Genomic DNA, 24,016 nt, shown 5'->3' with positions numbered 1-24,016 from the left:
CTCAGTAGTATTACTAATTAGTAATAATCACTTAATAAGATAGTTATTATTGATAATAATTAATTATATTAATTAATAATACTAAATACCGACAGTTAAATTCACCATGACACCAGTAATCACTCTCTTTCACATATAATTGCTGGTCGAAAGTTATTGTATTGATTTAATGATGTTTTTCGAGCTGTAAGACGTACAGTTTACAGATTCCTTACGGGGATATGGCAGGATCGTCTACTTGGGTGGGGTCATTCCACAGTTCTTAGTGCTTGTAACCTCAACAGTTGGCACGAAGAAGAACGCTTAAGGATTCTATGTCTGCTGTGAGCGAGATGCGGACGTTTAGAGCAGTGCCTCCATTTTAATCTCTTTTGATTGCTATAGGCGACAAGTTATATTATTGATGGCAAATTGATATTACTCAGGCTTTCAAGGACGGCCCATGTACATCCAGCACATAGAGATATCTAATTTCCGAAAGCTAATTTCTGTGCGAATTGACTTCGCTAATGAGACCACGCTGCTTGTAGGTGCAAACAACAGCGGCAAATCCTCAGCCATGCTGGCACTCCGAAGATTTTTGGTTTCTAAGGCTTCAGCTTTTCGGCTCCAGGATCTGACTCTTTGTCATCTCGCCAAGCTGGATGAGATTGGTAAAGTTTGGGAGAACGCGCCGGAAAACTTTGAAATCCCGACAGCCAAGGACTGGGCTGACTGGCTCCCCAGTCTGGATATCTGGGTGTCGGCAGATCAAGGGGAGTTCCACTACATCCGGGATCTCATACCCAACTTTGCGTGGCGCGGGGGTCTAGTGGGAATGCGTTTTCTGCTTGAACCTGATGATATGAATACGCTGTATACTGACTATCGTAAGGAGCGCACGAGGGTTGTAGAGCTTGAGGATGCTCTAGAGAAGGAAGAACCACCCGGTAGGCCGCTGAAGCTATGGCCGCAGAGCCTACATGATTACCTGAGCCGTAGGCTGGGAGATAAATTCAAAATACGTTGGTACCGCCTAGATCCGCAACAACTTAAAAAGCCTGACAAGTTGACTAGAATGGCGCAAATGCAGCAATTGAGCCCTACTGCCCAGCCTTTAGAAAGCAATCCTCTCAGTGGATTAATTCGAGTACATGAAATCAATGCACAGCGGGGATTCGGCGACCATTCGGACGACAAACAAGGAGATCACACTAGACCCAGCGGCGCTCAAAAACTCTCGGAACAACTCAGATCTTATTACTCCAGACACCTTGACCCAGGTGACAGCCCAGATATCTCAGATCTCGAAGCGTTGCGGGCGATAGAGGCAGCCCAGTCGGCATTCGACACGAAGCTAAGTAGCAGCTTCGAACCTGCTATTAGAGAGGTCGAGGGATTGGGCTACCCCGGTCGTAATGACCCTCGCATCAAAGTCGCAAGTCGACTAGCAACAACTGACGGCATGAACCATGAAGCGGCCGTCCTTTTTGAGTTGGATTCAATCCAGGGTACCCCTGGAGCCCCTCCTCTTCACTTACCAGAGACCGCTAATGGGTTGGGATATCAAAACCTGATATCTATGATTTTCCGGCTGATGGGCTTCAGGGACGAGTGGCTGAGAAAAACCAGAGCCGCCAGCTCGGGAGTAATAGACCGCATCGAGCCCATCCACCTCGTGCTCATTGAAGAACCTGAAGCCCACCTTCATGTTCAAGTGCAGCAAGTGTTCGTGCGGCACGCCTACCAAGTTCTATGTCGAGACGCTTTGCTTGAACGCTACCCAAATCTGAAGACTCAGCTTTTGGTAAGCACTCACTCAAGCCATGTAACACATGAAGTGGAGTACCAGAACCTTAGGTATTTCAGGCGACTTCCAGCCGGGATGTATGGTATCGGAGTACCGGTGTCGACGGTCTCTAATCTCTCTAATGTGTTCGGCGAGGGAACAAAGACAAAGGAGTTCGTAACCAGGTATCTGCGGGCACAGCATGCAGACATATTCTTCGCCGATGCCGTCATCTTGGTAGAGGGTTCAGCAGAGCGAATGATGTTGCCACATTTTTTGCGAAATAAGTTTCCATTCCTTGACCGCTGCTACATCACAACCCTCGATATCGGTGGCAGTCACGCACACCGATTAAGGCCTTTAATTGACGCCCTTGGCATCCTCACCCTGGTTATTACAGACCTCGATGCCGGGCTTAATAAAGCTGCAAAACCGGTGCAAAGAAACTCAGATCAGATTACGAACAATCCGACATTGCGGAGCTGGATGAAACTGATGCATCTGGGCAGCACAGTGGATGAACTGCTTGAGTTACCAGCGAACCAAAAAGAGCACAAAATCGACGACCTGTACTCGATACGCATCGCCTATCAAACTCCTATTTCCACCCACCTGCCCGCTACTGGTGAAGAAATACAAGCTCTTCCAAATACATTTGAAGACAGCTTTGTGCTTAGCAACGCTGGTTACTTTGCGGAAAAGACAAACGGCACTGGTCTGATGAAGTCTTTCGTAAAGGTTTTGAATGAGGCGCAAACATCAGAAGCCGTTGGAGAAGGTTTTTTCAACGAATTACGCGAAGGAAAGAAAGCAGAGTTTGTGTTGCTCGTTTTGAGCGACAAAAACTTTCCCAGCCTCGAAATCCCTGAATACATAATTGAAGGCCTCAACTGGCTTGAGTCCAAATTGCGAAGCAAGCAAAAAGAGCTTCTGGTAATTCCACCCGAGGGCGCGGAGGTGACGTCATGAGCGAGGCAGTTGTCGCAGATGCCGACACCATTATGCAGGCTTGCCTGAATCTGGCAGATCCGAAGAGTTTTTTTCTTTACGCAGGTGCGGGTTCAGGAAAAACCCACTCACTCGTCGAGGCCATCCGCGAACTCAAAAGTCGCGAGCGAGAACGCCTGACGTTCGAGGGGCGGCGCATTGCGGTGATTACTTATACTAACGCAGCCTGCGAGGAGATTCTTCGAAGGCTAGAGTTTGATCCACTCGTGGAAGTCTCAACCATTCACGCGTTCGCCTGGCGCCTAATCCAAGGATTCGACAATGAGATCAGAGAGTGGCTAAGAATCAAACTTGCCCAGGACATTGAGAAGATCGAGGGCGAGCTAGCACGCTCGAGAGGAGACAATAAAACATCTCGAGCAAACCGACGGAAGCTACAAAGCAAAATACGCAGACTTGAGACTCTCGACGAGATTACAAAGTTCATCTATAGCCCTACAAGTAACAACAGAGAACGACAGGCACTCAGTCACGATGAGGTCATCAAGTTGACCGCAGCATTCGTTCCTAAGCGCCCTTTGTTGGATGTTCTAGTAGACCGCTACCCAGTTGTATTGATCGACGAAAGCCAAGACACCCACGCGCCAGTAATGGAGGCTTTTCTGAACGTCCAGCAATTGGCGCAGACACGCTTTTGCCTAGGGTTACTCGGCGATACAATGCAACAAATATACGGACATGGAGTAACGCATCTTGATAAAGCAATACCAGGTGACTGGCGGAAACCTGAAAAGATCGTTAATCGCCGCTGTCCTCGTAGGGTGGTAGACCTTATCAACGTGATTCGAAGCACCGTAGACAATCATCATCAGACCCCAAAGCCTGATGCCATTCAAGGTGTAGTGCGCATGTACTGCATTAGTCAAAACCAAGAACAGGCACCAAATCTTGAGGAAGGCATCGCTCATTCGATGGCTGCAATCACCGACGACGGAGAATGGGCTACCGGCCCTGAAGGCCGAAAGACCTTGATTCTCGAACATAAGATGGCTGGACGGCGGATGGGGTTCGAGAAGCTGTTCACGTCCCTCTACGCGGTTGAGCACCTTCAAACAGGCTTGTTGGATGGAACCCTGCCCGCACTTCGCGTTTTCAGCGAAGGCGTTCTTCCCATCCTTACCGCAAAGGACGATCACTTCCTTCTGCTTGAAGCAGTACGCTCTCGCTCCTCCTTGCTCAGCAAGGACACTATGCAATCAACAGTGGATCAATCGGCCCTCATGCAGCGTACAGAGGACGCGACGCACGCCCTGCTCTCTCTTTTCGAAAGAAACGATCCAACACTGAGAGAAGTCGCAACGCTTCTGTTGCAAACTCAACTGCTTGATCTCCCAGAATATCTGGTTGAGGCAATGATGTTGGGATCTCCTAGTGAGGCGCCCGATCCTGAAGATACGAACGCGATAACCAATTACGCCTATCAGCTATTTCTTGAACGCCCATTTTCGGAGCTGGCAGCTTTTGCGACTTATACAGATGGCCTTTCACCCTATGGTACGCACCAAGGCGTCAAGGGACTCGAGTACCCTCGAGTTATGGTTGTCATCAACGATGATGAGGCAGACGGCTTTTTGTTCAGCTACGACAAGTTGCTGGGTGTGAAAGAACCAACAAAAACTGATCGAGACAATGAGCGTGATGGCAAGGACCACGCACTGGCTCGTACTCGTAGGCTTCTCTATGTAACGTGTAGTCGTGCTGAAAATAGCTTAGCGATTGTCGTATACACACCTCAGCCGGCACTGGTCAAGCGAAACGTTGTTGCTGCTGGCTGGCTCCAAGAGAGCGAGATCGAAATCCTATGAAGCTTCCTCCTTGGTCTGATTAGCCCCTGACTTTGTAGATGTTGCATCCATCGGTTGAACTCACAGCACAAAGGGGACTTTCATTTGTTGCGTCTCCATATTCAGTTCCATAAATTTTTAGACCGATATTACCACCGTGAGTACGGCAGCCTGTATTGCTGCCGTACTGTCGTTTAACTCACGGAGGTCAATGTGTCAGACCGTATTCCTACCGGGCAAATTCCTGACGCCCTGAAACAATCCTTATCCCGTCTCCCCGTCGTTCTGTCGGAAGCCATGGTGGAGCGACTGCTCCGGTGCGTTCACTACGAACCGGTGATTGGCATCATGGGGAAAACCGGAGCGGGTAAATCCAGCCTGTGCAATACCCTGTTCAGTCCGCCACCTGCCAGTGTTGATGCCGTCAGGGGCTGCACCCGCCATGTTCACCGTTATCAGGTTACCCGTGGTTCACGAACGCTTCATATTGCCGATTTCCCCGGCATTGCCGAAAACCCGGAGCCCGACAGGCAGTATCGTCGTCTGTACCGGGCATGGGCCCCGAAGCTGAACCTGATTGTCTGGGCGCTGAAGGCAGACGACCGTGCCTGGAAAGACGACCTGCGCTGTTATCGCGAACTTCTGGGCGAGGGAGCTGCGCCAGAGCGTTTTCTGTTTGTTCTCACCCAGGCGGATAAAATGGAGCCCTGTCGCGAATGGGATAATGCAAACCACCAGCCCTCGCCACGTCAGGCTGAGAATCTCCGGGCTAAAACTGAGCTTGCTGCAACGCTGTTTGCGGCTGTCCATCCGGTCATTGCGGTATCCGCAGCGGAAAACTACCACCTGGAGCAGTGGGCGGAAGCGCTGATTAAGGCGCTGCCGGTGAGCAGCAGTAGCGCGGTTTTCCATCATCTTAACCCTGAGCTGCAAACGGAATATGTTCAGGAAACTGCCCGCGAGCGCTTTGTCCATGCCACAGGCGACATCTTTGATGATGCCGTCGCGGCCATACAGACATCAGGCAGGCTGGTACGCCGGTTACAGCGGTTCCGCCTGCGCTTCCTGGCGATTATCCGTGCTGTCTGGCATCTCCTGTTCTGATTTCACTGTGCTTTTTTCACTGCCGCTTCGATCTGTTTCGACGATCGAAATGATTACATGCGATAGTCAATGACTATCAAAACAGAATTATCGATCGTTATTATTGATAGATATAAACGATCAGTTTACGCATATCGATCTGAATTAACAATTATCCCGCCTTCTGATTAGCCAGTACGATCTGTGCTGAATGTGAAGATATCCCCCTGTCATTCGTCTTATTTAATCAATTGTTTATAAAGGAATATTTTATGTGTGCTTTTATGCCCGTGATGACGGGTGTCTGTATCAACCGGGAGACCCTGAGATGAAATCCTACCCCTTATTACGTCAGGACATATTTGCCTGGTGCCTGGCCGTCGTGCTCCCGTTGCTCTGGATGGTGCTGTACCTGAACTTTCCGCAGAACATGGCGCTTGTCATTTATCTGGTCGTCGCGCTGGTCTGGGTGTTGCTGGACCGGACAAACCTGATGAAGCAGGGCATCACACCGCCGTCATGGCTGTGGTTTCCCCTGTATTTTGTTTACCTTCGCCAGCGTGACCAGAGGCAGGGCAAGCCGTGGCGGCTACTGCAGGTCTGGCTGCTCTGCACAGCACTGTCATTTGTGGCGTTATATCAGTTCAGTAAACAGTCAGGTACGGAGGATCTGGCGCAGAGTGCCTGCACGGTAGTGACGAGAATTCTGCGTGACGATGGCAGTGATGAGCGATGCATTCGCGTCATTAATATGAAGGAAGAGGTCAGCGGTCGCTTCTGGCGGGCGCAGGCGTTGCTGAACACCGGGGTTAAGGAGCCCGTGACCATTGAAGACCGTGGGCAGGATATCTATGTCATGTTGCCGGAAAGGGGAGAATAAAGAATGAACACCGTGAAAACCATTACCCACCACCTGCTGCTGAGTGCAGCCGTGTTATTCACCGCTGCATCAGTTTTGCATGCAGCGACACCGGACACGCTCCGTCAGGCTCATGGCCCGCACTGTGCGCAACCGGTATTTTACGCACAGACGATGAACCATAAAAAGGAAGTGGAGATTTGCCTTGTCACCCCGTCAGTTTCGTACTCATTCGGAAAAGTGGGCACGAAAAACAAGGAGATGAATCTCACCGTTCCGGCAGGCAGCACCTCTTACGCCTATTCGAGTAATCAGGTCATCAGCATTCAGAACTTCACCGTCAGAAACGGGGATACCAGCTACCAGGTTTCAGCCGGTTCGAATGACGCGGGAGAGCCCTTCGCATCCCTCTATGTCTATAAGGGCATGCCGGAGAGCGGGAAACTGCTGGCAGAAATCAGACTCGACCTGGCGACCGTGGTGAACAACATCAGCCATGCGCTGGCGGAAGAGGGTATTCCGGAAGCAGACAGCCTCTGATACCTCCGGTCTCACAGATAAGGACATGACGCAATGAAAAACCAGCAAACGACCCGGACAGCATCACGTGGTCTCTTACTGCTCTGTACACTGCTGTCAGCCGTTGCGCTCAGCGGCTGTGGTGACAAGGACGAACGCGAGTTCATTCGTGGATGTAAATCCGGTGGCGGTACCACTGCTGTCTGCGGGTGTATTTATGACGACCTGAAGACCCGGTACACGCAGGGAGAACTGCAGAAGATGAACACGCAGTATGGCTATGTGCCACCGGGCTTTATGGAAAACATGCTGAAGGCTGCACAGCAGTGCAGAAAGTAAGGAAAGAAGAAAATGGCGCTTGTTATTAAATATTTCATGATTGCGTTCATCATTGCGCTTGTGGTCGTTCTGTTTAACGCGTTCAGCAACACTGGTGCGATACGTGACTTCTGGCAGGGGGCCGGATACCTGTTCTGGATGACCACCGGACCGGGAGCAGGCATGACCCTGGGCGCTTTCCTGCGTCTGTGGCTGATGCCTGACCGTATTTATACTTCGGGTGGTGCGGCAGGGGTGCTGAAAGCCCGTCTGTTCTGGCTGGCCGGTCCCCAGTGTATCGGCTGGCTTGCGGGTCTGCTGACAGTGGGACAGCAACTGACATAATTGCTTTACTGAACATACCATATCTGCAGAGGCCGTCCCTTCCGGGGATGGCCTTTTTGCTTTATGCCTGCCCGGTACCCCGTCACAGAACACATTAAAACGTACGGCTGTTTTACCTGACGTTAATTACCTGAAGACCATGCCTCCTGCCGGGGAATGGTCTTTCTTCATTTATCCCGTTTCAACAGGAGTTATCCATGAAATTAGCCAGCCGCTTTGGCCGGATTAACCAGATACGCCGTGACCGACCACTGACTCACGAAGAACTGATGAGCCATGTTCCCAGCATCTTCGGTGAGGACAAACATGCGTCCCGCAGTGAACGCTACACCTGGATACCGACCATCACCATCCTTGAAAACCTGCAGAGCGAAGGTTTTCAGCCGTTCTTCGCCTGCCAGACGAAAGTGCGTGACGAATGTAAGCGTGAACACACGAAGCACATGCTGCGTCTGCGTCGTGCCGGGCAAATCACCGGTCATCTGGTCCCGGAGATTATCCTGCTGAACTCTCATGATGGCTCATCAAGTTATCAGATGCTGCCTGGTATCTTCCGCAGCGTCTGTACCAACTCACTCGTCTGCGGGCAGTCGTTTGGCGAAGTGCGTGTACCGCACCGGGGCGATGTCGTGGAAAAGGTGATTGAGGGCGCTTATGAAGTGCTCGGTGTGTTTGACCGGGTGGAAGAAAAGCGCGATGCCATGCAGTCACTGATATTGCCACCACCGGCACAGCAGGCACTGGCGAATGCCGCACTGACATACCGTTATGGTGAAGACCACCAGCCGGTGACGGCATCACAGATACTGACACCCCGACGCTGTGAAGACCGTCAGAACGACCTGTGGACAACATACCAGAGACTGCAGGAGAACCTGCTGAAAGGCGGTCTCCCCGGACGTTCCGCGAAGGGCAAACGCAGCCATACCCGTGCCGTTAACGGCATCGACGGTGACGTGAAGCTCAACCGTGCGCTCTGGGTGATGGCGGAAAACATGCTGGAACTCTCCGGTAAATAATCGCCTGCGTTTCCTCACTGATATCCCGCTTTAGTCACTCCACAGATTTACCCCATTAATAAACAAGGAAAAACCAGCATGACCGACAATACACTGCCACTGTTCACACCCGCAGAATCTGTTCCTGTTGCATCTCAACATCAGATTACCGCCACACAGGTATCCGATGAGAACCGCATCAGCTTCTGGCCTCAGCATTTCGGTGGTATCCCCCAGTGGATGCTGCTGGAGCCCCGCATCTTTGGCCGGATGGACAGGCTCTGTGACAACTACCGGGGCGGTATCTGGCAGTTTCTCACTCTCAGCAACGGTGGCGCGTTTATGGCACCGGAGGCAAAGAACAATGATGAAGCCTGGACGCTGTTTAACGACATGAACGGTAACGGCGCAGAAATGAGTGCGGAAGCTGCCGGGATTGCGGCCTGTCTTATTGAATACAGCCACCATGCCTGCCGCACGGAATGTGATGCGATGACTGCGCATTACTACCGACTGCGTGATTACGCCCTGAATCATGCGGAATGTAACGCCATCATGCACATTATCGACTGAGGAATGACGTTATGGAACAACAGTTACCGATGTTTGCCCGGACACGCCCCCCGGCAGAGCAACAGACCATCCGGGAAGCATTAGCCCTGCTGGAGCGTCAGTTACGTGAACCCGGCGCGTCATTTACCTCCAGCCATGCCGTTCGCGACTGGCTGCGTCTGCAGCTTGCTACATCTGAGCGGGAAGAATTTATTGTACTGTTCCTTGATAACCAGCACTGTCTTATTGCTCACGAAACCCTCTTCACCGGCACCATCAGCCATACCCTGGTCCATCCCCGCGAGGTGGTGAAATCAGCCCTGAAGCACAACGCTGCTGCCGTCATCATTGCACATTGCCACCCTTCGGGACTTGCGGAGCCCAGCCAGGCCGACCGCCAGATTACGGAACGTCTTAAACAGGCGCTGGACCTGGTGGAAATTCGCCTGCCGGACCATCTGGTGGTGGGCGGAATGGATATTGTCTCCTTTGCTGAAAGAGGCTGGCTGTAACGCAACAGGGAAACAACATCATGATGATTATCAGTAAACGCTAGGCCATGACGATATACCGGCAACATCCACAGTCCAGGCTGTTTCGCTTCTGTACCGGCAGATATCAGTGGTCCGGCAGCGTCTGCCATTATGCAGGCCGGGAGGTGCAGGACATTCGCGGTGTGCTGGCGGTATTCGCGGAACGCCGTCAGAACCGCAGCGGCCCGTATGTGGTCCTGCGCTGCGTCACACTTAATTAACCTGATATGAGGAGCACTACATTGTCGAATACAACACCTTCAACAGAGCATGATATTGCAGAACCCTGGTGGGGACTGAAACGCAGTGTCACCCCGTGTTTTGGCGCACGACTGGTTCAGGAAGGTAATCGCCTTCACTATCTGGCTGACCGCGCCAGTATTGCCGGTAAATTCAGTGACGCGGATTTACGTCATCTCGACCAGGCATTTCCGCTGCTGATGAAGCAGATGGAACTGATGCTGACCAGTGGTGAACTCACTCCCCGCCATCAGCACTGCGTCACGCTGTATGCGAAAGGACTCACCTGCGAAACGGACTCGCTTGCCAGTTGTGGCTATGTGTATATTGCCATTTATCCGACACCCGCACCGACAGCGCAACCCGGAGAGTAATCACCATGACACACGCCTGTAAAATCAGTGACGTCATCAGATATCTGCAGCAGCACCAGAATGATGATTTTGTCCTGTACTCACTCTGGTGTCAACAACGGGTAAAAAGTGATCCACTAACCGTCACCACCAACGGTTTAATATTGATCCACCTTGTTTACTCAGGATTAGCTTCCGCTATAACCCCGGCCTTTCGTTTCTGCTTCAGTCGATAGCTCTCTCCTTTTATCTGGACTACGTGTGAGTGATGTAAGATCCGATCCAGCATCGCCGATGTCAGGGCCGCATCACCTGCGAACGTCTGGTCCCACTGCCCGAACGGCAGGTTGGAGGTCAGGATCATCGCGCTCTTCTCGTAACGTTTGGCGATGACCTGGAAGAACAGCTTGGCTTCCTCCTGACTGAACGGCAGATAGCCTATTTCATCGATGATAAGCAGCTTCGGGGCCATGACACCACGATTGAGAGTCGTTTTGTAACGGCCCTGACGCTGTGAAGTGGACAGCTGTAGCAGCAGGTCCGCTGCTGTTGTGAAGCGAACCTTGATGCCCGCCCGTACTGCTTCGTAGCCCATAGCTATCGCCAGATGTGTTTTTCCCACGCCCGATGGCCCCAGCAACACGATGTTTTCGTTACGCTCTATGAAGCTCAGGGATCGCAGCGACTGGATTTGCTTCTGAGGAGCGCCGGTGGCGAAGGTGAAGTCGTACTCCTCGAACGTCTTCACCGCCGGGAAGGCTGCCATCCGCGTGTACATCGCCTGTTTACGCTGATGCCGGGCCAGTTTCTCCTCATGTAACAGGTGCTCCAGGAAGTCCATGTAGCTCCATTCCTGATCCACCGCCTGTTGCGACAGCGCCGGCGCTGCGCCGATAAGACTGTCCAGCTGCAGCTGTTCAGCAAGTACCATCAGCCGTTGATGTTGCAGTTCGACCATCATGCGGCTCCTCTGCAGAACGTGTCATAGATGGAGAGTGGATGATGCAACGGCTGCCTGTCGAAGGTCATCAGGCTTTCATCAACCTGCACGTCATACTGTTTCTTCTCCGGTGGCAGTGCCAGCATGGATTGCTGTTCCTCCACCCAGCGATCACAGGGGCGGGTCTGGATAGTTTCATGCTTACGTTGATTGGCCACATCGTACAGCCAGCGCAGGCCGTAACGGTTTGCGGTTTCAACATCGAGGGTGATCCCCATCGGGCGCAGGCGCGTCATTAACGGGATATAGAAGCTGTTTCGGGTGTACTGCACCATCCGCTCCACCTTGCCTTTAGTCTGCGCCCTGAAGGGACGGCACAGGCGGGGAGAGAAGCCCATCTCTTTACCGAACTGCCACAGGGAAGGATGGAACCGGTGCTGCCCGGTCTGGTAAGCATCACGCTGCAGCACCACCGTTTTCATATTGTCGTACAGGACTTCCTGCGGTACACCGCCGAAGAAGCTGAACGCATTGCGGTGACAGGCTTCCAGCGTGTCGTAGCGCATGTTGTCGGCGAACTCGATGTAAAGCATTCTGCTGTATCCCAGAACAGCAACGAACACATGCAGGGGTGACTTGCCGTTTCGCATGGTCCCCCAGTCAACCTGCATCTGCCGTCCGGGCTCGGTTTCGAAGCGAACGACCGGTTCTGCCTGTGCTGGCAGGGTCTGTTTGCGGATGAACTCTCTCAGGATAGTAAGCCCTCCACGATAGCCCAGCTCCATGATTTCCCTGGCAATAACGGTCGCCGGAATTTTGTAGGGATGCGCATCGCTGATCCGCTTAGAGATGTAATCACGGTATTCATCGAGCAGTGATGATGGTGCCGGGCGTGGTGAATACTGCGGCTTTTCAGATTTAGCTTTCAGGTGGCTGCGGACAGTATTGCGCGAAATACCCAGCTCCCTGGCAATGGCCCGGATACTCATTCCCCGCTTGTGCAGGACTTTAATTTCCATACGAATCTCAAAAGTGATCATAAGCTCCCCTGTATTCAGAGGAGCAGATTAACCCCTGGATCAATTTTCAACCGCTGGGGTGGATCAGTTTTGCACCGTTGGTGACATCTGGTACACGGATGATGTGCGCAGCATTGATGCCTCCGTTACCGAAGAGGAAGCGATTGCGACGCTACAGCATGCCGACCGGCATCACGATGCTGAACGAGGCATTAACTGGTCCACACTGGAAGCGTCACTGGACGCCATTCGTCAGCAACACACAGCGTAATCGCTCCACCCTCACCACCTCTTTTATTTAGCAGAGATACGCCTTTATGCAGATTCAAACCGTACCCCAGAGTCGGGCGTTACCCTCACGCCCGTCACCCGTCAACATCTGGCAAATGCTGCTCACGTACCTGCTGGAACAGCACTACGGCCTTACGCTTAACGATACTCCGTTTGGTGATGAGCAGGTGATTGCACAGCATATTGACGCCGGTATCTCACTGGCGGATGCGCTGAACTTTATCGTCGAAAAATATGACCTGGTACGCACCGACCGGCCCGGTTTCTCCATCAGTCATCAGTCTCCTTTTATTGACCGCACTGACATACTCCGGGCCAGACGGGCCACTGGCCTGATGAAACGTAACGGGTACAAAGCGGTGACCGATATCACCACCGGCAAATACAGCGGGGTGACACGATGAAGTTATCCCTGACGTTAGAAGCCGACACCATTAACGTTCTGGCCCTTAACATGGGCCGGATTAGCGTGGATATTGATGGTATTGAACTGACCGACCTGATTAATGTGGTCTGTGATAACGGTTATTCACTTCGTGTGGTTAACGATGATGACGATCCACTCCCGCCTGTCGCCCGGTTTAACGGTATTCAGTGCAGTACCGCCCATGTCACCGAAGCTGATAACAGCCTGTAGTATGCGCTCTCGCACCAGCATGAAGACCACGGCGACAGTGAGTGGATCTGCTATACCGGTTCCGGTTATCTGATCTACCTTGATGCGTGGCAGTACACGGTACTTCAGCTAAAGAAACGGGGATTATCAAAAGCCTGCCGTCGGTTAGTCGTGACATTAATGCGCCGTTATCACATCCGCATTATTCATCTTGATGCCCTGGGCGAGCAGTTATCCGGTTTCTCCACCTTTGAGTGGTGATCCGCTTCCGGTTACCACGAGGTTTTTACATGCGGACATTAACCACCGAAGAAGCCCTGCAAATCCTGATCGACTGGCTACGGGACAATATCGACTGCGACAGCGGGATTATCTTCGATAACGACGAGGACAATACGGACTCTGCCATGCTGCTTCCACACGTGGAACAGGTACTGAATGATGTTCGTGACCTCCACCACCTTCAGCATTTACACCGCGCTAAATCAGGCTAGCCACTGAACCGTACTCCTCACGCGCGCATAAGCGCCAGTCCTCACCGACTGGCGCTTTGCTTTATATAAGGAAAGAAAACTATGTCAGAACAACTTTATGCCGATCCCGACGTAATAACCGGGCACACCGACGTGATCTGCTCCACCAGCATTGAACGCATCGTCCCCGGACGTAATGCCGCATTGAGCCTGGCAGAAATCCTTATCCATCAGCTTAGTGATATTTCTGCACTGACCGACAGTATTGCCGGGGCAAAGCGAATGAATGGGGAGTGCAGCAATACCGTTACTACGGCTGGTTTACTGAGCACATCGACAAAGCTAGGGCGGCGATCACCCGCAATATCGATCGTAGTATCTAGAAGGATCTAATGTTAAGGGCCTGAATGTACAGTTTGATGGAGGGGACGAAGAACATGATTAGAGACACGGCGGTCTGAATTGAGGCTACAACTTTAAACTATGCACACTGAACCAGCATGGCGTTTTTTTTGTGTTTTGCGCAATCAGGAAAACACAAAAATCACCTTAAATACATACAGTTAAATTTAGATTAAACTTTTTACAAACTTGTATTGTGTGCACAATTCATTTTGTATATCATGTATAAAAGATCAGGGTTAGTTCCAAGAGAAGAACAAAATGACGATTGACATTACACCGGAAATTAAAAGTGAAAAAATCCATCTGCGAATTACTCCCTCACAAAAGGAAATGTGGAAGTCGTTAGCTGAAGCTCAAGGGATAAGTCTTGCAGCTTGGATTGAAAATAAAATATCGACAACCTTAGCGTCAAACAACGATCTTTTTAGAAAAGATAAATATAAGTTAGTTTCTCTTTTCGCTGGTTGCGGCGGAATGGATTTAGGTTTTTGTGGCAATTTTAACGTACTTGGTAATGAATATAAAAAGACAAAATTTGAAATTATATGGGCTAATGAGTTTAATCCTAATGCAGTAAAGACATACAAAAAGAATTTTTCTCATGATATTGTTGAAGGTGATATTTGGGAACTTATTGACTCAACGCCTACTGAATGTGATGTACTGATCGGAGGTTTTCCTTGCCAAGATATTTCTATCAATGGGAAAAGAGCGGGTGTGGATGGAAAGCGTAGCGGTTTATACCTCGCGATGGTAGAAGCAGTAAAACGTGCTCGACCTAAAATATTTATAGCTGAAAATGTTAAAGGTCTTCTAATGAAATACAACGAAGACTCTTTAAATCGAGTTATCCAAGATTTCAGTACATTAGGTTATAATGTAAGTTATAAACTTTACAACTCAGCTAATTTTGGTGTCCCCCAAACTAGAGAACGTGTTTTCATTGTAGGAACATTACATGGTAACCCATTGTTTAAAGAGCCAATCGATGTTCTGCACAAAAATGAATGGCTAACATGTCGTGATGCTATTCATGATTTAGAAACATTCGATGAAAACCGTGATATTAGTCATATTTGGAGCAAGGCTAAAAAGAGTCCAGATCAAGGGAGTCGCCGTTTAAATGAAGACAAACCATCACAAACGATAAGAGCTGAATGCCATGGAAACATCCAATTCCATTATAAATTAGATCGTAGGATATCAATGCGAGAGGCAGCAAGAATACAATCTTTTCCTGATGATTTCGTTTTTGCATCGAATCTTAGAGAAACAGAACGGCAGATAGGTAATGCGGTTCCACCTGTTTTAGCATGGCATCTTGCACGAGCCGTCGAAGAATATCTTGATCAATTATAATTATTTCGACCCCACAATAGGTAGCATACCTATTGTGGGGGAGGTTATTTAACATTTAAGAATAATACATTTGATGGTATTATATCGCTCCATTCTTTCATATAAGAATCAGCTTTACTCAACCAATATTCAATTCTTTTATCATTAGGTATCTTCTCCCCCCAATATTCTAAAAACAATGCATCTTCTAAACTATGGAATGCCTCATACATTTCATTTTCAATGTCTTCAAGAGCACGGAGGACATATATTCCTCCTCTCTCATCTGATGCTCTCATCGCGACGCTACCAGCAGTAAAGAGGTCTCTTGCTTGATTGCACAAAATTCCATAATAAGTTAGTAGAAACATAGTAATATCATCATATTTCCCTTTAACACGGCTTGATCTTAGGATTTGCGGACACAATACTGCGGATTCTGCACGATAACGTCTTTTTTCGTCTTGTGTTAATTTTGTATATAACCTAACCTCAAGAGGTAAAGATCTTTCATCTGGTTGATCATCAATCCACCAAAGACGTTCACCAGATTTTAACCTCCCTTTTGCATAATTCCTTATATAAGGCATTTTTTCTTCTGGAGTCAAAATACGGAAATCGTTATAGCTAATATTTAATTTTTTAAATAATGGTTCCTTCGCATCAATTTCCACTTCGAAACGAGGTACATGGGATGTTCTAACATGCATAATGCTGTCTTCATATCTACCCCATCGAACTTCAGGCTCCCCACCAATTTTCCCAAATAGGAGATAAACATACTCAACACCCTGCTTTCGACTTCCTTCAAATATGCTGTTAGCAATTGAACGCCAAGTATTTTTATCAGAATATTTTACTTCAACACCAAAATTCCCTATAATAATATCTGGAAATTCTTGTGCAGGAGGGCTCATATCAACAAGTATTCCTTCATCTTTTAGTATTTCATGTAATACCACTCTTACTTGTTGCTCGAAATGTTTTGATGAATGAAACTCGGTTGTTCTTTTTAAGTCTTGGTTTAACTGCTCCGTTGCCTTGGATAGGAGAACTTCAAATTGATGGCGTTCTATCATATTTACATTGACTCAATAATTACTCTGATAGTTCATCATGCTACAACGTAGCATGATGAGTGACAAGTTGGTCCTGTAAGCCAATTGATTGTGATCATCAAACATCTTCGAAAAGAGGCAAGCAAGACTGTTAACTACCACTCAGGTTTCAGTCAATATAATTGTCATCCAAAGACAGGTTTTACTTCAAAGACAGCCCACTTCCTTAATCAGGTGTGTCATATTAAGTACTGTGGTATCAAACTCTTAAGGCCATTCCTCATATCAAGTTTGAGATGAGCTTACTAAACATGGGCTAAATTTTTCTTCCGACTTTATCCTTCAATGTACAGTAAAGTAGCACCGAAGGTACAATCGAGAGCATAAAACCTTTCACATGAGTTATTATTAAAAATCAACAAGTTAAATAAATCCATTCCGAGGCAGCACCACTATTTAAAGAACCCAGCCTATGACTGGGTTCTTGCTTTCATGGGTTCCGGTAGATTTCTATCGTTGCACAACGGATTAATCCGTTGTGGCTTTCTCATCTCCTGAAACTGCTGGCATTGGCCATATCTTTTTGAGTTGCTCAGTCAGATAAAAAGTACGGGTTTCAATTTCTTTCTCCCCCCACTGCACAGCATGATCGCCATGAAAGTATTGTGTCAAATTGAGCTTGCTAAACTTCAGCAGTTCTGGGCGTTTCAAGGTCCACGCAGAATTCGATAATGCGGGATTCAGACTATGAGTAATAAGCGTTAAATTACCTATAGTATTTAATAGCTTATCTCTCCTCTGAATAGCCTTCTGCTCAATCAGTGGATCAGTTTTATCGTCGGGGCAAAGCGGCCAATTATCTGCCCACTTTTGCGGCATCACATGCTCAATCGTCAACCCATCTGGTAATGGCTCTGCTTCACTTTTTTTATTAAACGCATAAGCGTCAAGTGCTTCAAGTATGGTTCGCACTTTATATTGAGCCAGCCGGCCATAAATCGGCAAATCTGTAATGGCCGCAACCAGTACACTATCGTCCGGGAATCGAGTACTATCTCCAGCGCTTCTTTTCATCTGCTCAGCTACATTTTCTGCCGTTATGATCCCTTTCTTGTCCACCGCTTTAATAAGCTCAACAAAGTAGCGATTGTAGTTTTTACTGGTCATTCCACAGATCATGCGACGCACCAAATACGCTTCAAGCAATTCAAGAATTGCATCAAACTCCGTAACATTTACGGGGACTAATTCAGCGTATGCATACAGCAAAAATGGAATAACTGTGGTTGTATCTACAGCATCTAAGCGGCGCATAAATGTCGCTAAGCGGGGATGACTATCAGACTGATAAAATCTCTTGAAAACCTCAGCGTAACGTGAAAGTTGAGCAATATGCTCTGCCGCTGTTTTAGGGCCAGAAACTTGGTCCGAGCTCGACTCAGACTGCCTGACAAATGCCTTGAATGCATTAAAAATATGAGAAGACTTAACCTCCTCACGCGTCATCATTGTTAAATAGTGGTTGATGAAAACATCCACTCGGGGGCGGGTGATTCGTCCCTGTCTGACTTCCTCTCTCCACCAGTCAGTCTCGAATGATTTCCAGTTATTTGCATAAAGCTGTTCAACATTATCCTCCCTGTCTTCCGCGAGTCTGAACAAGTAATTTTTGATCAGGTCTGCAGGAAGAAGGTCCTCCCCTCTTGCATTCAGCGTCTCAAAGATGACTTGAGTCTCGTCATTGTGGTCCAAATCGATCACAACAATCTGAAGACAGTCCTTAACAACCTGCCAGAGAGAATCAAAACGATCATCGAGAGACTTTGCACTTAATGCCTGGATATCTTCCTTATCATCAAACGAACCGTTTAACCACTGCCCTATCTGCGCATAAAAGTATTTGTAACCGTCAATAATGTTATTAGCACCATCACAAAGATCAGGCCGTAGTGTTATTTGCTTATCAACGGCATCAGGTGACCCAGCCTCATGAACTACTTTGAAAGCTTCTCGATTGCTATTAGTAGGCCATACTTTGAACACTTCGTCATCGTGATCGATCTTGCTACGTCGGTTGGTCACGAGATCTGAAAAGCGTTCAACATATTTAGTCTGGTCATGCGTTACCGCATGGTCACGCGCCGCCATCAGGAACAACTGGAGCGTAGTGAATCGTTGTTGACCATCGATCACCTGACGGCTTTCGATCGATCCCGTCGGGTTCGCGACCTGCTCCAATACCACAGCCCCTAAAAAATGGGGGTGAGCTGTGCCACCATTAAGTTGCTTATCAAGAAGTGTCTGGATGTCCTCCCACAAGGGCTCCCAATTTTTCTCACATGTCCACACATAAGGACGCTGGAATAGTGGCACTTGATAGGTGATGGTTTGATCAAAAATTCTTTCTAGCTTACGCGTGTTGGCTTCCATAACGACTCACTAACCCTTAGTTTCAATCCATAATGTGGTAAATACCACATCCACCAGTCAGGTACTATGAAACTGTGATCTCATCAGCTTTTTCACACCTGTCTTAGAATTTAACGTTTTTATGAGCGGTATTAAATGAAAGAACATCGCAATCCTGTATATTCGGTTAAAACAGGATGCATTTCTTTGCATAAGAGTCAGAAAGCTAAAACGGATATATTAGGCGACAATAACTCAGTCCGGTTAGCGCTGATTATTCTGGCCGATTTTGTAATCTGAGCACCATGTTCATGATCCCACAGGAAATGGCGTGACGCTCAATACTCATCAGGTCAGTTATTACATGACTCAGCGTAAAAAAGGTGTAACCCAGCATATCTCGGCCATGAAGGCCGGTATCTCTGTTCGCTCAGGTCGCAGGATCGAAAAAGATCAGTGGTCTAAAACCGGTAATCGTCACTGGCGGACACGTAAAGATCCGCTTGAGGCCGTCTGGGACAGCGAGCTTGTTCCCCTGTTGAAGGAAAGACCTGCTCTGATGCCCACGACCCTGCTGGAAATGCTGCAGGATAAATATCCCGGTCAGTACCCCAGCAGCCTTCGCAGGACGATGCAGCGGCGGGTGCGCGAGTGGAAGCTGCAGTATGGTGCCGAGCAGGAAGTGATGTTCCGGCAACTTCATCAGCCTGGCCTGCGCGGCCTGTCGGACTTTACCGAGCTGAAAGGTGTAGTTGTCACCATCGGTGGCAAGTTATTGACGCATAAGCTGTATCACTTCCGCCTGGAGTGGAGCCACTGGAGCTGGATGCGGGTTGTACTGGGTGGTGAGAGCTTCTCTGCCTTGGCTGAAGGCCTGCAGGAAGCCCTCGGGCAACTGGGTGGCGTACCAACAGAGCATAAAACGGACAGCCTGCGGGCAGCATGGAAACACCAGGGTGAAGACGGTCGCCGCGAGCTGACTGAGCGCTATGCTGCCCTCTGCCAGCACTACGGTATGCAGGGCGTGCACAATAACGCCGGTCGTGGCCACGAAAATGGTTCAGTTGAAAGCGCCCACGGGCATCTGAAAAGACGGATCCGCCAGGCGCTGATGCTTAGGGGCAGTAACGACTTCAGCACCGTGGAAGAATACCAGGCCTTCATCACTCAGCAGGTCATGCGCCACAACCGCAACAACCAGGATCTGGTGAAAGAAGAGCGCCCCCATCTGAAACCACTGCCGCTGCGTCGCAGCGCCGACTATGACGAACTGACGGTGAGGGTCAGTAGCAGCAGTACCATCAACGTCAGGCACGTCGTCTACAGCGTCCCTTCCAGACTTGTCGGTCAGCTGTTACGCGTCCGCTTGTGGGATGATCGCCTGAGCTGTTACGTGGGTAGCAGTGAAGTTATGAGCTGCGCCCGCGTCAGGCCAGAAAAAGGGAAAACCCGGGCCAGGTGCATCGACTTCCGGCATGTGATCGACAGTCTGGCGAAAAAGCCTGGTGCGTTCTGCCATGCCACGCTGAGAAATGACATCCTGCCGGACGATGAATGGCGAAAACTGTGGCGTCGCCTGTGCAATCATCTGGAGCCAGAGATGGCTGGTCGCCTGATGGTACACGCCCTGAAACTGGCGGCGGGCTATGACGATATCTCGATCGTGGCACGGGGGATGGAACAGATGCTGAATACCCCGGGTGAGCTGGATCTGCACCGCCTGATGCGGTTCCTGGGGATAAAGGAAAAGGAGCTGCCGACAGTCAGTGTGGTTCAGCACAACCTGAGTAGTTATGAACAGCTGTTGCGCGGCAAAGGAGGTCTGCAGTGAGCAATATCCACCACCTTGAGCGTAGTCTGCGCAAACTGCGTCTGACCCGCGTCAGCGCTGAATGGCATGCGCTGGAGAAACGGGCTCTGGCAGAGGGCTGGACCCCGTCACGCTATCTGCTGACGCTGTGCAATGAAGAACTCCTGTGGCGCGAGAGCGAAAAACTGCGCCGCTATAAAAAGGAAGCCCGGTTGCCGGTGGCGAAAACGCTGGGTGAGTATGACTTCAGCCAGGTGCCGGAACTGAATAACGCTCAGTTCCGGCAGCTCTGCGAAACGACAGACTGGGTTGATGCCGGAGAAAATGTCCTGTTGTTCGGTGCCAGCGGCCTGGGGAAAAGCCATCTGGCGGCAGCGATCGTGGATGGCGTTGTAGGACTGGGCTACCGGGCCCGGTTCTACAGTGCCGGAGAGCTGCTGCAGGAGCTGCGAAAAGCGCGGACACAACTGAAACTGAACGAGCTTCTGCTGAAACTGGATCGCTACCGGGTGATAGTGATAGACGACCTCGGGTATGTCAAACGCGACAACGCGGAAACGGGTGTGCTGTTCGAGCTGATCGCCCATCGTTATGAGCGCGGCAGTCTGGTCATAACCAGCAATCATCCGTTCAGCACGTGGGGCAGCATCTTCGTGGATGAAACGATGGCGGTGGCGGCAGCGGACAGGCTGATCCATCACGGATATATGTTCGAGCTAAAAGGAGAAAGTTACCGGAAGAAGACATCGAAGGCAGTAACCAGCGTGGCTTAAAACCTCGCTCAATGGATGCGGCCAGAGTAGTTGGCGCCAGTCGGCAAAACTAGTTGACGTCTAATAGGATACAAAAACAGTGACCATTTTAATGAACCCAGCCGTTGGTTGGGTATTTGTTTTTGCAGAAGTTAGCCGGATGGCAGCGTAAACACCTTATCAGGCCTACAATACCGCCAGTAGGAGCACCATCAGGCGTTAAACATCGCTGCATCATCGATAAAACTCACGCCGTCAGTCGTTCCCAGCCAGCGTGGTGCTTTCAGCCCTTCAACGAAATACCAGACTAGTTCACACAACAGCGTACAGATATGCTCAAAAGGCCAGTTGGGTCCGCGTCAGGGAGAAAATGATTTCAGCCCGTCAATGCCATAAAGGGTAAACCAGTTAATCCAACGACCAACTGACGAACGGGTGCTGCAGAGCGGGCGATATGGCAGACACTCCCGCTCCGGTGCAGCATCAATATGGCGGTCAGTCTGCGGGTATGGTTTTTGCCACGGGTTTTATGAATCGTTTTCTGCATCAGGTGTCGTTCGTTGCGGGAAATAGGTGCTATGATCGACATTGCTCAGTCCGGTTGGTAGTTTGGGATATTTGGCGATTGCTCAGATCGCACAATCTTGGCTGATTTCCCTCAGAGGGATCAACTATTGCACGCAGCAATTTTGGTATATTAACCTTGGAAAGGTAATTTGCTCATCATTATTGATTGAAATTTAGCCACCATTAGTTTTAGGCCCAACAATAGGCCCAAACTAAAAGTTGAATCATAGTTTATTTTTTTAAAAACAATATATTACAGCACCAATTCAGACTCCGCCAGCCCACCAAAATTCTCCATCGGTGATTACCAGAGTCATCCGATGAAGTCCTAAGAGCCCGCATGGCGCAAGCCCTGCGGGCTTTTTTGTGTCTGCCGTTGTCCGAGAACATCCGACTAAATCCAGTGGTTATTGGTATACGTTTTTAGGTATACGGTAGGATGTGTACCTAAAAACGTATACCAATTCATAAAGCAGCGGCCACACTGGCACGGACAACATGCCCCCTGAACAACATTGGGCTCTTTTAATGCAGGTACATAGGTGGCCTCAGGCCGCGCCAGAGCTGGCGCTGGCGGGGGAGGCAGGAACGCGAAAACGCATGCAAAACCATGCACCTTATGGATGCATGGCTTAATCCGGGAAAAGGGCGGGATTTACGGGAATTTTTTGACGGGCTACTGCGCGGCCAGTTCAGCGCGTCGACAAGAATAACTCATGTTCAGTGCAGGGGTGAATTTTCACATTATCATCCCGCAAAGGCGTGTCAGGTCTGCATAGGATGACCGTTAAAATATCGTTTTCCTATGCAGAATGAGTGATTTCATTTCCTTCGGCCACCCAGACGGAAAGAGCTTCTCTCAGGTTAGAGACTGAACGGTCAAGTGTGCGTTTTTATCATCGCGGGCTGTTTCTTTGATTTCCATTAGCTCCGGTTCCCTGTGTGGTGGCCAGTTCTGCACTGTTCTGATACATAAAATCATGCAGCCAGTTACGGATGCTGATTCGCTGTACTTTCTCATACAATCAGACATAACAGTCGGCAACCCGATGAATTTCCTAATTTTTTACCTCAATCTCACGCAGCGTTTGCAGTCTCCATCCGTTGTTTCCGTCACTCACGTGTAATAAACTACCAGCATTATTATCAGCCCCAAAAGGGCTGATAATGATGCAACTAATTTTGACTTACCGTTAAAAAAGCCAGCGACCAGCATTTGCCGATTCTATAAACATGCTTACTGTCAACGGCTCGGGCGCATGATGTTCGGTTCTAAGATAGCGGGGCAATATCGCATTTGGCAGGAATCGAATCCCCTCATTAGGGAAATATCGATTAAAGACAAAACCAGACATATCCACATCCAGACTTTCTGAATATTCTTCAAGAAAATCAGTCATATCTTCCGGCAATACACTTTGTTTTCCTGTGCTTACAGAGGTATCGTCAGACATTTCCCAGAAGTGTTTTTTAATGAGTTCTCTGACAAGTGCTGCTTTGTCTGTCATTACCTTTCTCCTGGCCCAACGATAAGCTGATAACGGTGAATAACGTTATGGGTGATCATGGCAAGGTCATAGGCCGTCAGTACGGCACCAACCCAAGGGAGCCATCTCCCGATGTATGCACCTATACTGGTTGTGTATGCCCATTCACCACGCAAGAGTTTTGCCCAAGGTGATGGTTCTACGGCCCTGCTTAAAACGCTGTCGAATAAGCGTACGAAGGCCAAGTGAAAGCGGGCTTGTTCCCCTGGTTGCAGCGCCAGCACCCAGCTTCCCACTGACAGGAATTACCGGCAAGCTGACTAACATAGAACCAATTGCCATCAAATCAATCACATCACTAAACTGCTTTTTAAATTCATCCAGAATAAGCCAGTAAAGTAGCTCCTCTTTGTCGACGCTCATTCCCTCAAAGAAGTATGTTCCGTTTAACTGTTCGGTCGTGTCCATAGACTTTCCCTGTTTAAGCTGAC

The 24,016-nt window shown here is 49.3% G+C and carries 23 protein-coding genes and 5 pseudogenes; 20 read left to right on the top strand and 8 right to left on the bottom strand.

Annotation, left to right across the window (positions count from 1 at the left end; all coding sequences use genetic code 11):
- Nucleotides 1–442 precede the first annotated feature (442 nt).
- From UTM25_RS14680 to UTM25_RS14625, 12 genes are all read left to right on the top strand, one after another.
- On the top strand, nt 443–2,737 hold the full coding sequence (locus tag UTM25_RS14680) for an AAA family ATPase (protein ID WP_318155227.1): 2,295 nt from the start codon (nt 443–445) through the stop codon (nt 2,735–2,737).
- Nucleotides 2,734–4,581 carry a UvrD-helicase domain-containing protein gene (locus tag UTM25_RS14675; RefSeq protein ID WP_318155226.1) on the top strand — a complete coding sequence of 616 codons (1,848 nt, stop codon included), beginning with the start codon at nt 2,734–2,736 and terminating at the stop codon, nt 4,579–4,581. The genes UTM25_RS14680 and UTM25_RS14675 overlap by 4 nt, the downstream gene beginning before the upstream one ends.
- 192 nt (nt 4,582–4,773) lie before the next feature.
- The gene (locus tag UTM25_RS14670; RefSeq protein ID WP_318155225.1) at nt 4,774–5,664 is read left to right on the top strand and encodes a GTPase family protein; all 891 of its coding nucleotides are present in this window, start codon (nt 4,774–4,776) and stop codon (nt 5,662–5,664) included.
- A gap of 307 nt (nt 5,665–5,971) precedes the next feature.
- A complete protein-coding gene (locus UTM25_RS14665; RefSeq protein ID WP_318155224.1) occupies nt 5,972–6,523 on the top strand; it encodes a hypothetical protein in 552 nt (183 codons plus the stop codon).
- 3 nt (nt 6,524–6,526) lie between these two features.
- Entirely contained in the window at nt 6,527–7,042 is a 516-nt protein-coding gene (locus UTM25_RS14660; RefSeq protein WP_318155223.1) for a hypothetical protein, read from the top strand.
- A gap of 33 nt (nt 7,043–7,075) precedes the next feature.
- On the top strand, nt 7,076–7,360 hold the full coding sequence (locus UTM25_RS14655; RefSeq protein WP_200015845.1) for a hypothetical protein: 285 nt from the start codon (nt 7,076–7,078) through the stop codon (nt 7,358–7,360).
- A gap of 12 nt (nt 7,361–7,372) precedes the next feature.
- Nucleotides 7,373–7,684 (top strand): hypothetical protein, encoded by a 312-nt coding sequence (locus UTM25_RS14650; RefSeq protein ID WP_318155222.1) that lies wholly within the window; start codon nt 7,373–7,375, stop codon nt 7,682–7,684.
- Nucleotides 7,685–7,881: 197 nt separating this feature from the next.
- Nucleotides 7,882–8,703, top strand: a complete 822-nt coding sequence (locus tag UTM25_RS14645; protein WP_320714934.1) for a DUF932 domain-containing protein — start codon at nt 7,882–7,884, stop codon at nt 8,701–8,703.
- A gap of 78 nt (nt 8,704–8,781) precedes the next feature.
- Nucleotides 8,782–9,255, top strand: coding sequence for an antirestriction protein (locus tag UTM25_RS14640; RefSeq protein ID WP_318154972.1), 474 nt, complete (start codon nt 8,782–8,784; stop codon nt 9,253–9,255).
- An 11-nt stretch (nt 9,256–9,266) separates the two neighbouring features.
- The gene (gene radC, locus UTM25_RS14635; protein WP_318154973.1) at nt 9,267–9,746 is read left to right on the top strand and encodes a RadC family protein; all 480 of its coding nucleotides are present in this window, start codon (nt 9,267–9,269) and stop codon (nt 9,744–9,746) included.
- 47 nt (nt 9,747–9,793) lie between these two features.
- Entirely contained in the window at nt 9,794–9,988 is a 195-nt protein-coding gene (locus tag UTM25_RS14630) for a DUF987 family protein (RefSeq protein ID WP_318154974.1), read from the top strand.
- 21 nt (nt 9,989–10,009) lie between these two features.
- Complete coding sequence (locus UTM25_RS14625; protein WP_318154975.1) at nt 10,010–10,381, top strand: type IV toxin-antitoxin system YeeU family antitoxin; 372 nt, start codon at nt 10,010–10,012, stop codon at nt 10,379–10,381.
- A gap of 157 nt (nt 10,382–10,538) precedes the next feature.
- On the opposite strand, the gene istB (UTM25_RS14620) is transcribed toward UTM25_RS14625, so the two are convergent.
- Both istB (UTM25_RS14620) and istA (UTM25_RS14615) read right to left on the bottom strand, forming a co-directional pair.
- Nucleotides 10,539–11,321 carry an IS21-like element ISSen3 family helper ATPase IstB gene (gene istB / locus UTM25_RS14620; protein WP_001531258.1) on the bottom strand — a complete coding sequence of 261 codons (783 nt, stop codon included), beginning with the start codon at nt 11,319–11,321 and terminating at the stop codon, nt 10,539–10,541.
- The gene (gene istA / locus UTM25_RS14615; RefSeq protein WP_279750628.1) at nt 11,318–12,340 is read right to left on the bottom strand and encodes an IS21-like element ISSen3 family transposase; all 1,023 of its coding nucleotides are present in this window, start codon (nt 12,338–12,340) and stop codon (nt 11,318–11,320) included. Before istA (UTM25_RS14615) ends, istB (UTM25_RS14620) begins: the two co-directional genes overlap by 4 nt.
- Before the next feature lie 103 nt (nt 12,341–12,443).
- Here istA (UTM25_RS14615) and UTM25_RS14610 point away from each other — a divergent pair, with 103 nt between their 5' ends.
- From UTM25_RS14610 to dcm, 6 genes and pseudogenes are all read left to right on the top strand, one after another.
- A complete protein-coding gene (locus UTM25_RS14610; RefSeq protein WP_320714932.1) occupies nt 12,444–12,590 on the top strand; it encodes a hypothetical protein in 147 nt (48 codons plus the stop codon).
- 46 nt (nt 12,591–12,636) lie between these two features.
- Entirely contained in the window at nt 12,637–13,014 is a 378-nt protein-coding gene (locus UTM25_RS14605) for a TA system toxin CbtA family protein (RefSeq protein WP_318154977.1), read from the top strand.
- Nucleotides 13,011–13,487 (top strand): annotated as a pseudogene (locus UTM25_RS14600) (DUF5983 family protein). Before UTM25_RS14605 ends, UTM25_RS14600 begins: the two are co-directional and overlap by 4 nt.
- Before the next feature lie 29 nt (nt 13,488–13,516).
- A complete protein-coding gene (locus UTM25_RS14595) occupies nt 13,517–13,720 on the top strand; it encodes a hypothetical protein (protein ID WP_318154978.1) in 204 nt (67 codons plus the stop codon).
- A gap of 81 nt (nt 13,721–13,801) precedes the next feature.
- Nucleotides 13,802–13,975: pseudogene (locus UTM25_RS22635) on the top strand (restriction endonuclease subunit M); the annotation flags it as partial.
- Between the two features lie 387 nt (nt 13,976–14,362).
- Nucleotides 14,363–15,463 carry a DNA cytosine methyltransferase gene (dcm, locus tag UTM25_RS14585; RefSeq protein WP_320710583.1) on the top strand — a complete coding sequence of 367 codons (1,101 nt, stop codon included), beginning with the start codon at nt 14,363–14,365 and terminating at the stop codon, nt 15,461–15,463.
- 44 nt (nt 15,464–15,507) lie between these two features.
- Here dcm and UTM25_RS14580 read toward each other — a convergent pair whose 3' ends face one another.
- Nucleotides 15,508–16,521 (bottom strand): restriction endonuclease, encoded by a 1,014-nt coding sequence (locus tag UTM25_RS14580; RefSeq protein ID WP_320710582.1) that lies wholly within the window; start codon nt 16,519–16,521, stop codon nt 15,508–15,510.
- Between the two features lie 507 nt (nt 16,522–17,028).
- A complete protein-coding gene (locus UTM25_RS14575) occupies nt 17,029–18,930 on the bottom strand; it encodes a DUF262 domain-containing protein (RefSeq protein WP_318154981.1) in 1,902 nt (633 codons plus the stop codon).
- A 310-nt stretch (nt 18,931–19,240) separates the two neighbouring features.
- Here UTM25_RS14575 and istA (UTM25_RS14570) point away from each other — a divergent pair, with 310 nt between their 5' ends.
- Nucleotides 19,241–20,740 (top strand): IS21 family transposase, encoded by a 1,500-nt coding sequence (istA, locus tag UTM25_RS14570; RefSeq protein WP_039817891.1) that lies wholly within the window; start codon nt 19,241–19,243, stop codon nt 20,738–20,740.
- On the top strand, nt 20,737–21,492 hold the full coding sequence (gene istB / locus UTM25_RS14565) for an IS21-like element ISEc10 family helper ATPase IstB (RefSeq protein WP_039817893.1): 756 nt from the start codon (nt 20,737–20,739) through the stop codon (nt 21,490–21,492). Before istA (UTM25_RS14570) ends, istB (UTM25_RS14565) begins: the two co-directional genes overlap by 4 nt.
- 341 nt (nt 21,493–21,833) lie before the next feature.
- Here istB (UTM25_RS14565) and UTM25_RS14560 read toward each other — a convergent pair.
- The 4 genes and pseudogenes from UTM25_RS14560 to UTM25_RS14550 form a co-directional block, all read right to left on the bottom strand.
- Nucleotides 21,834–22,060: pseudogene (locus tag UTM25_RS14560) on the bottom strand (IS630 family transposase); the annotation flags it as partial.
- 781 nt (nt 22,061–22,841) lie between these two features.
- Nucleotides 22,842–23,012 (bottom strand): annotated as a pseudogene (locus tag UTM25_RS22630) (phage polarity suppression protein).
- A gap of 219 nt (nt 23,013–23,231) precedes the next feature.
- A complete protein-coding gene (locus UTM25_RS14555) occupies nt 23,232–23,546 on the bottom strand; it encodes a DUF1493 family protein (protein WP_194401144.1) in 315 nt (104 codons plus the stop codon).
- A pseudogene (locus UTM25_RS14550) lies at nt 23,546–23,993 on the bottom strand (STM2901 family protein). Before UTM25_RS14550 ends, UTM25_RS14555 begins: the two are co-directional and overlap by 1 nt.
- Nucleotides 23,994–24,016: the final 23 nt, after the last annotated feature.

This window comes from Enterobacter sp. 61D5 (assembly GCF_034107965.1).
Taxonomy (GTDB): Bacteria; Pseudomonadota; Gammaproteobacteria; order Enterobacterales; family Enterobacteriaceae; genus Enterobacter; species Enterobacter cloacae_M.
The sequence above is the reverse complement of the archived record's forward strand: the minus strand, read 5'-3'. Positions and strand labels throughout refer to the sequence as shown.

What these genes read in the sequence shown, in the direction of transcription:
- UTM25_RS14680 (WP_318155227.1), top strand. Translation starts at nt 443, where the DNA reads ATGTACATCCAGCACATAGAGATATCTAATTTCCGAAAGCTAATTTCT.
- UTM25_RS14675 (WP_318155226.1), top strand. Translation starts at nt 2,734, where the DNA reads ATGAGCGAGGCAGTTGTCGCAGATGCCGACACCATTATGCAGGCTTGC.
- UTM25_RS14665 (WP_318155224.1), top strand. Translation starts at nt 5,972, where the DNA reads ATGAAATCCTACCCCTTATTACGTCAGGACATATTTGCCTGGTGCCTG.
- UTM25_RS14660 (WP_318155223.1), top strand. Translation starts at nt 6,527, where the DNA reads ATGAACACCGTGAAAACCATTACCCACCACCTGCTGCTGAGTGCAGCC.
- UTM25_RS14655 (WP_200015845.1), top strand. Translation starts at nt 7,076, where the DNA reads ATGAAAAACCAGCAAACGACCCGGACAGCATCACGTGGTCTCTTACTG.
- UTM25_RS14650 (WP_318155222.1), top strand. Translation starts at nt 7,373, where the DNA reads ATGGCGCTTGTTATTAAATATTTCATGATTGCGTTCATCATTGCGCTT.
- UTM25_RS14645 (WP_320714934.1), top strand. Translation starts at nt 7,882, where the DNA reads ATGAAATTAGCCAGCCGCTTTGGCCGGATTAACCAGATACGCCGTGAC.
- UTM25_RS14640 (WP_318154972.1), top strand. Translation starts at nt 8,782, where the DNA reads ATGACCGACAATACACTGCCACTGTTCACACCCGCAGAATCTGTTCCT.
- radC (WP_318154973.1), top strand. Translation starts at nt 9,267, where the DNA reads ATGGAACAACAGTTACCGATGTTTGCCCGGACACGCCCCCCGGCAGAG.
- UTM25_RS14630 (WP_318154974.1), top strand. Translation starts at nt 9,794, where the DNA reads ATGACGATATACCGGCAACATCCACAGTCCAGGCTGTTTCGCTTCTGT.
- istB (WP_001531258.1), bottom strand. Translation starts at nt 11,321, where the DNA reads ATGATGGTCGAACTGCAACATCAACGGCTGATGGTACTTGCTGAACAG.
- istA (WP_279750628.1), bottom strand. Translation starts at nt 12,340, where the DNA reads ATGATCACTTTTGAGATTCGTATGGAAATTAAAGTCCTGCACAAGCGG.
- UTM25_RS14605 (WP_318154977.1), top strand. Translation starts at nt 12,637, where the DNA reads ATGCAGATTCAAACCGTACCCCAGAGTCGGGCGTTACCCTCACGCCCG.
- UTM25_RS14595 (WP_318154978.1), top strand. Translation starts at nt 13,517, where the DNA reads ATGCGGACATTAACCACCGAAGAAGCCCTGCAAATCCTGATCGACTGG.
- dcm (WP_320710583.1), top strand. Translation starts at nt 14,363, where the DNA reads ATGACGATTGACATTACACCGGAAATTAAAAGTGAAAAAATCCATCTG.
- UTM25_RS14580 (WP_320710582.1), bottom strand. Translation starts at nt 16,521, where the DNA reads ATGATAGAACGCCATCAATTTGAAGTTCTCCTATCCAAGGCAACGGAG.
- UTM25_RS14575 (WP_318154981.1), bottom strand. Translation starts at nt 18,930, where the DNA reads ATGGAAGCCAACACGCGTAAGCTAGAAAGAATTTTTGATCAAACCATC.
- UTM25_RS14555 (WP_194401144.1), bottom strand. Translation starts at nt 23,546, where the DNA reads ATGACAGACAAAGCAGCACTTGTCAGAGAACTCATTAAAAAACACTTC.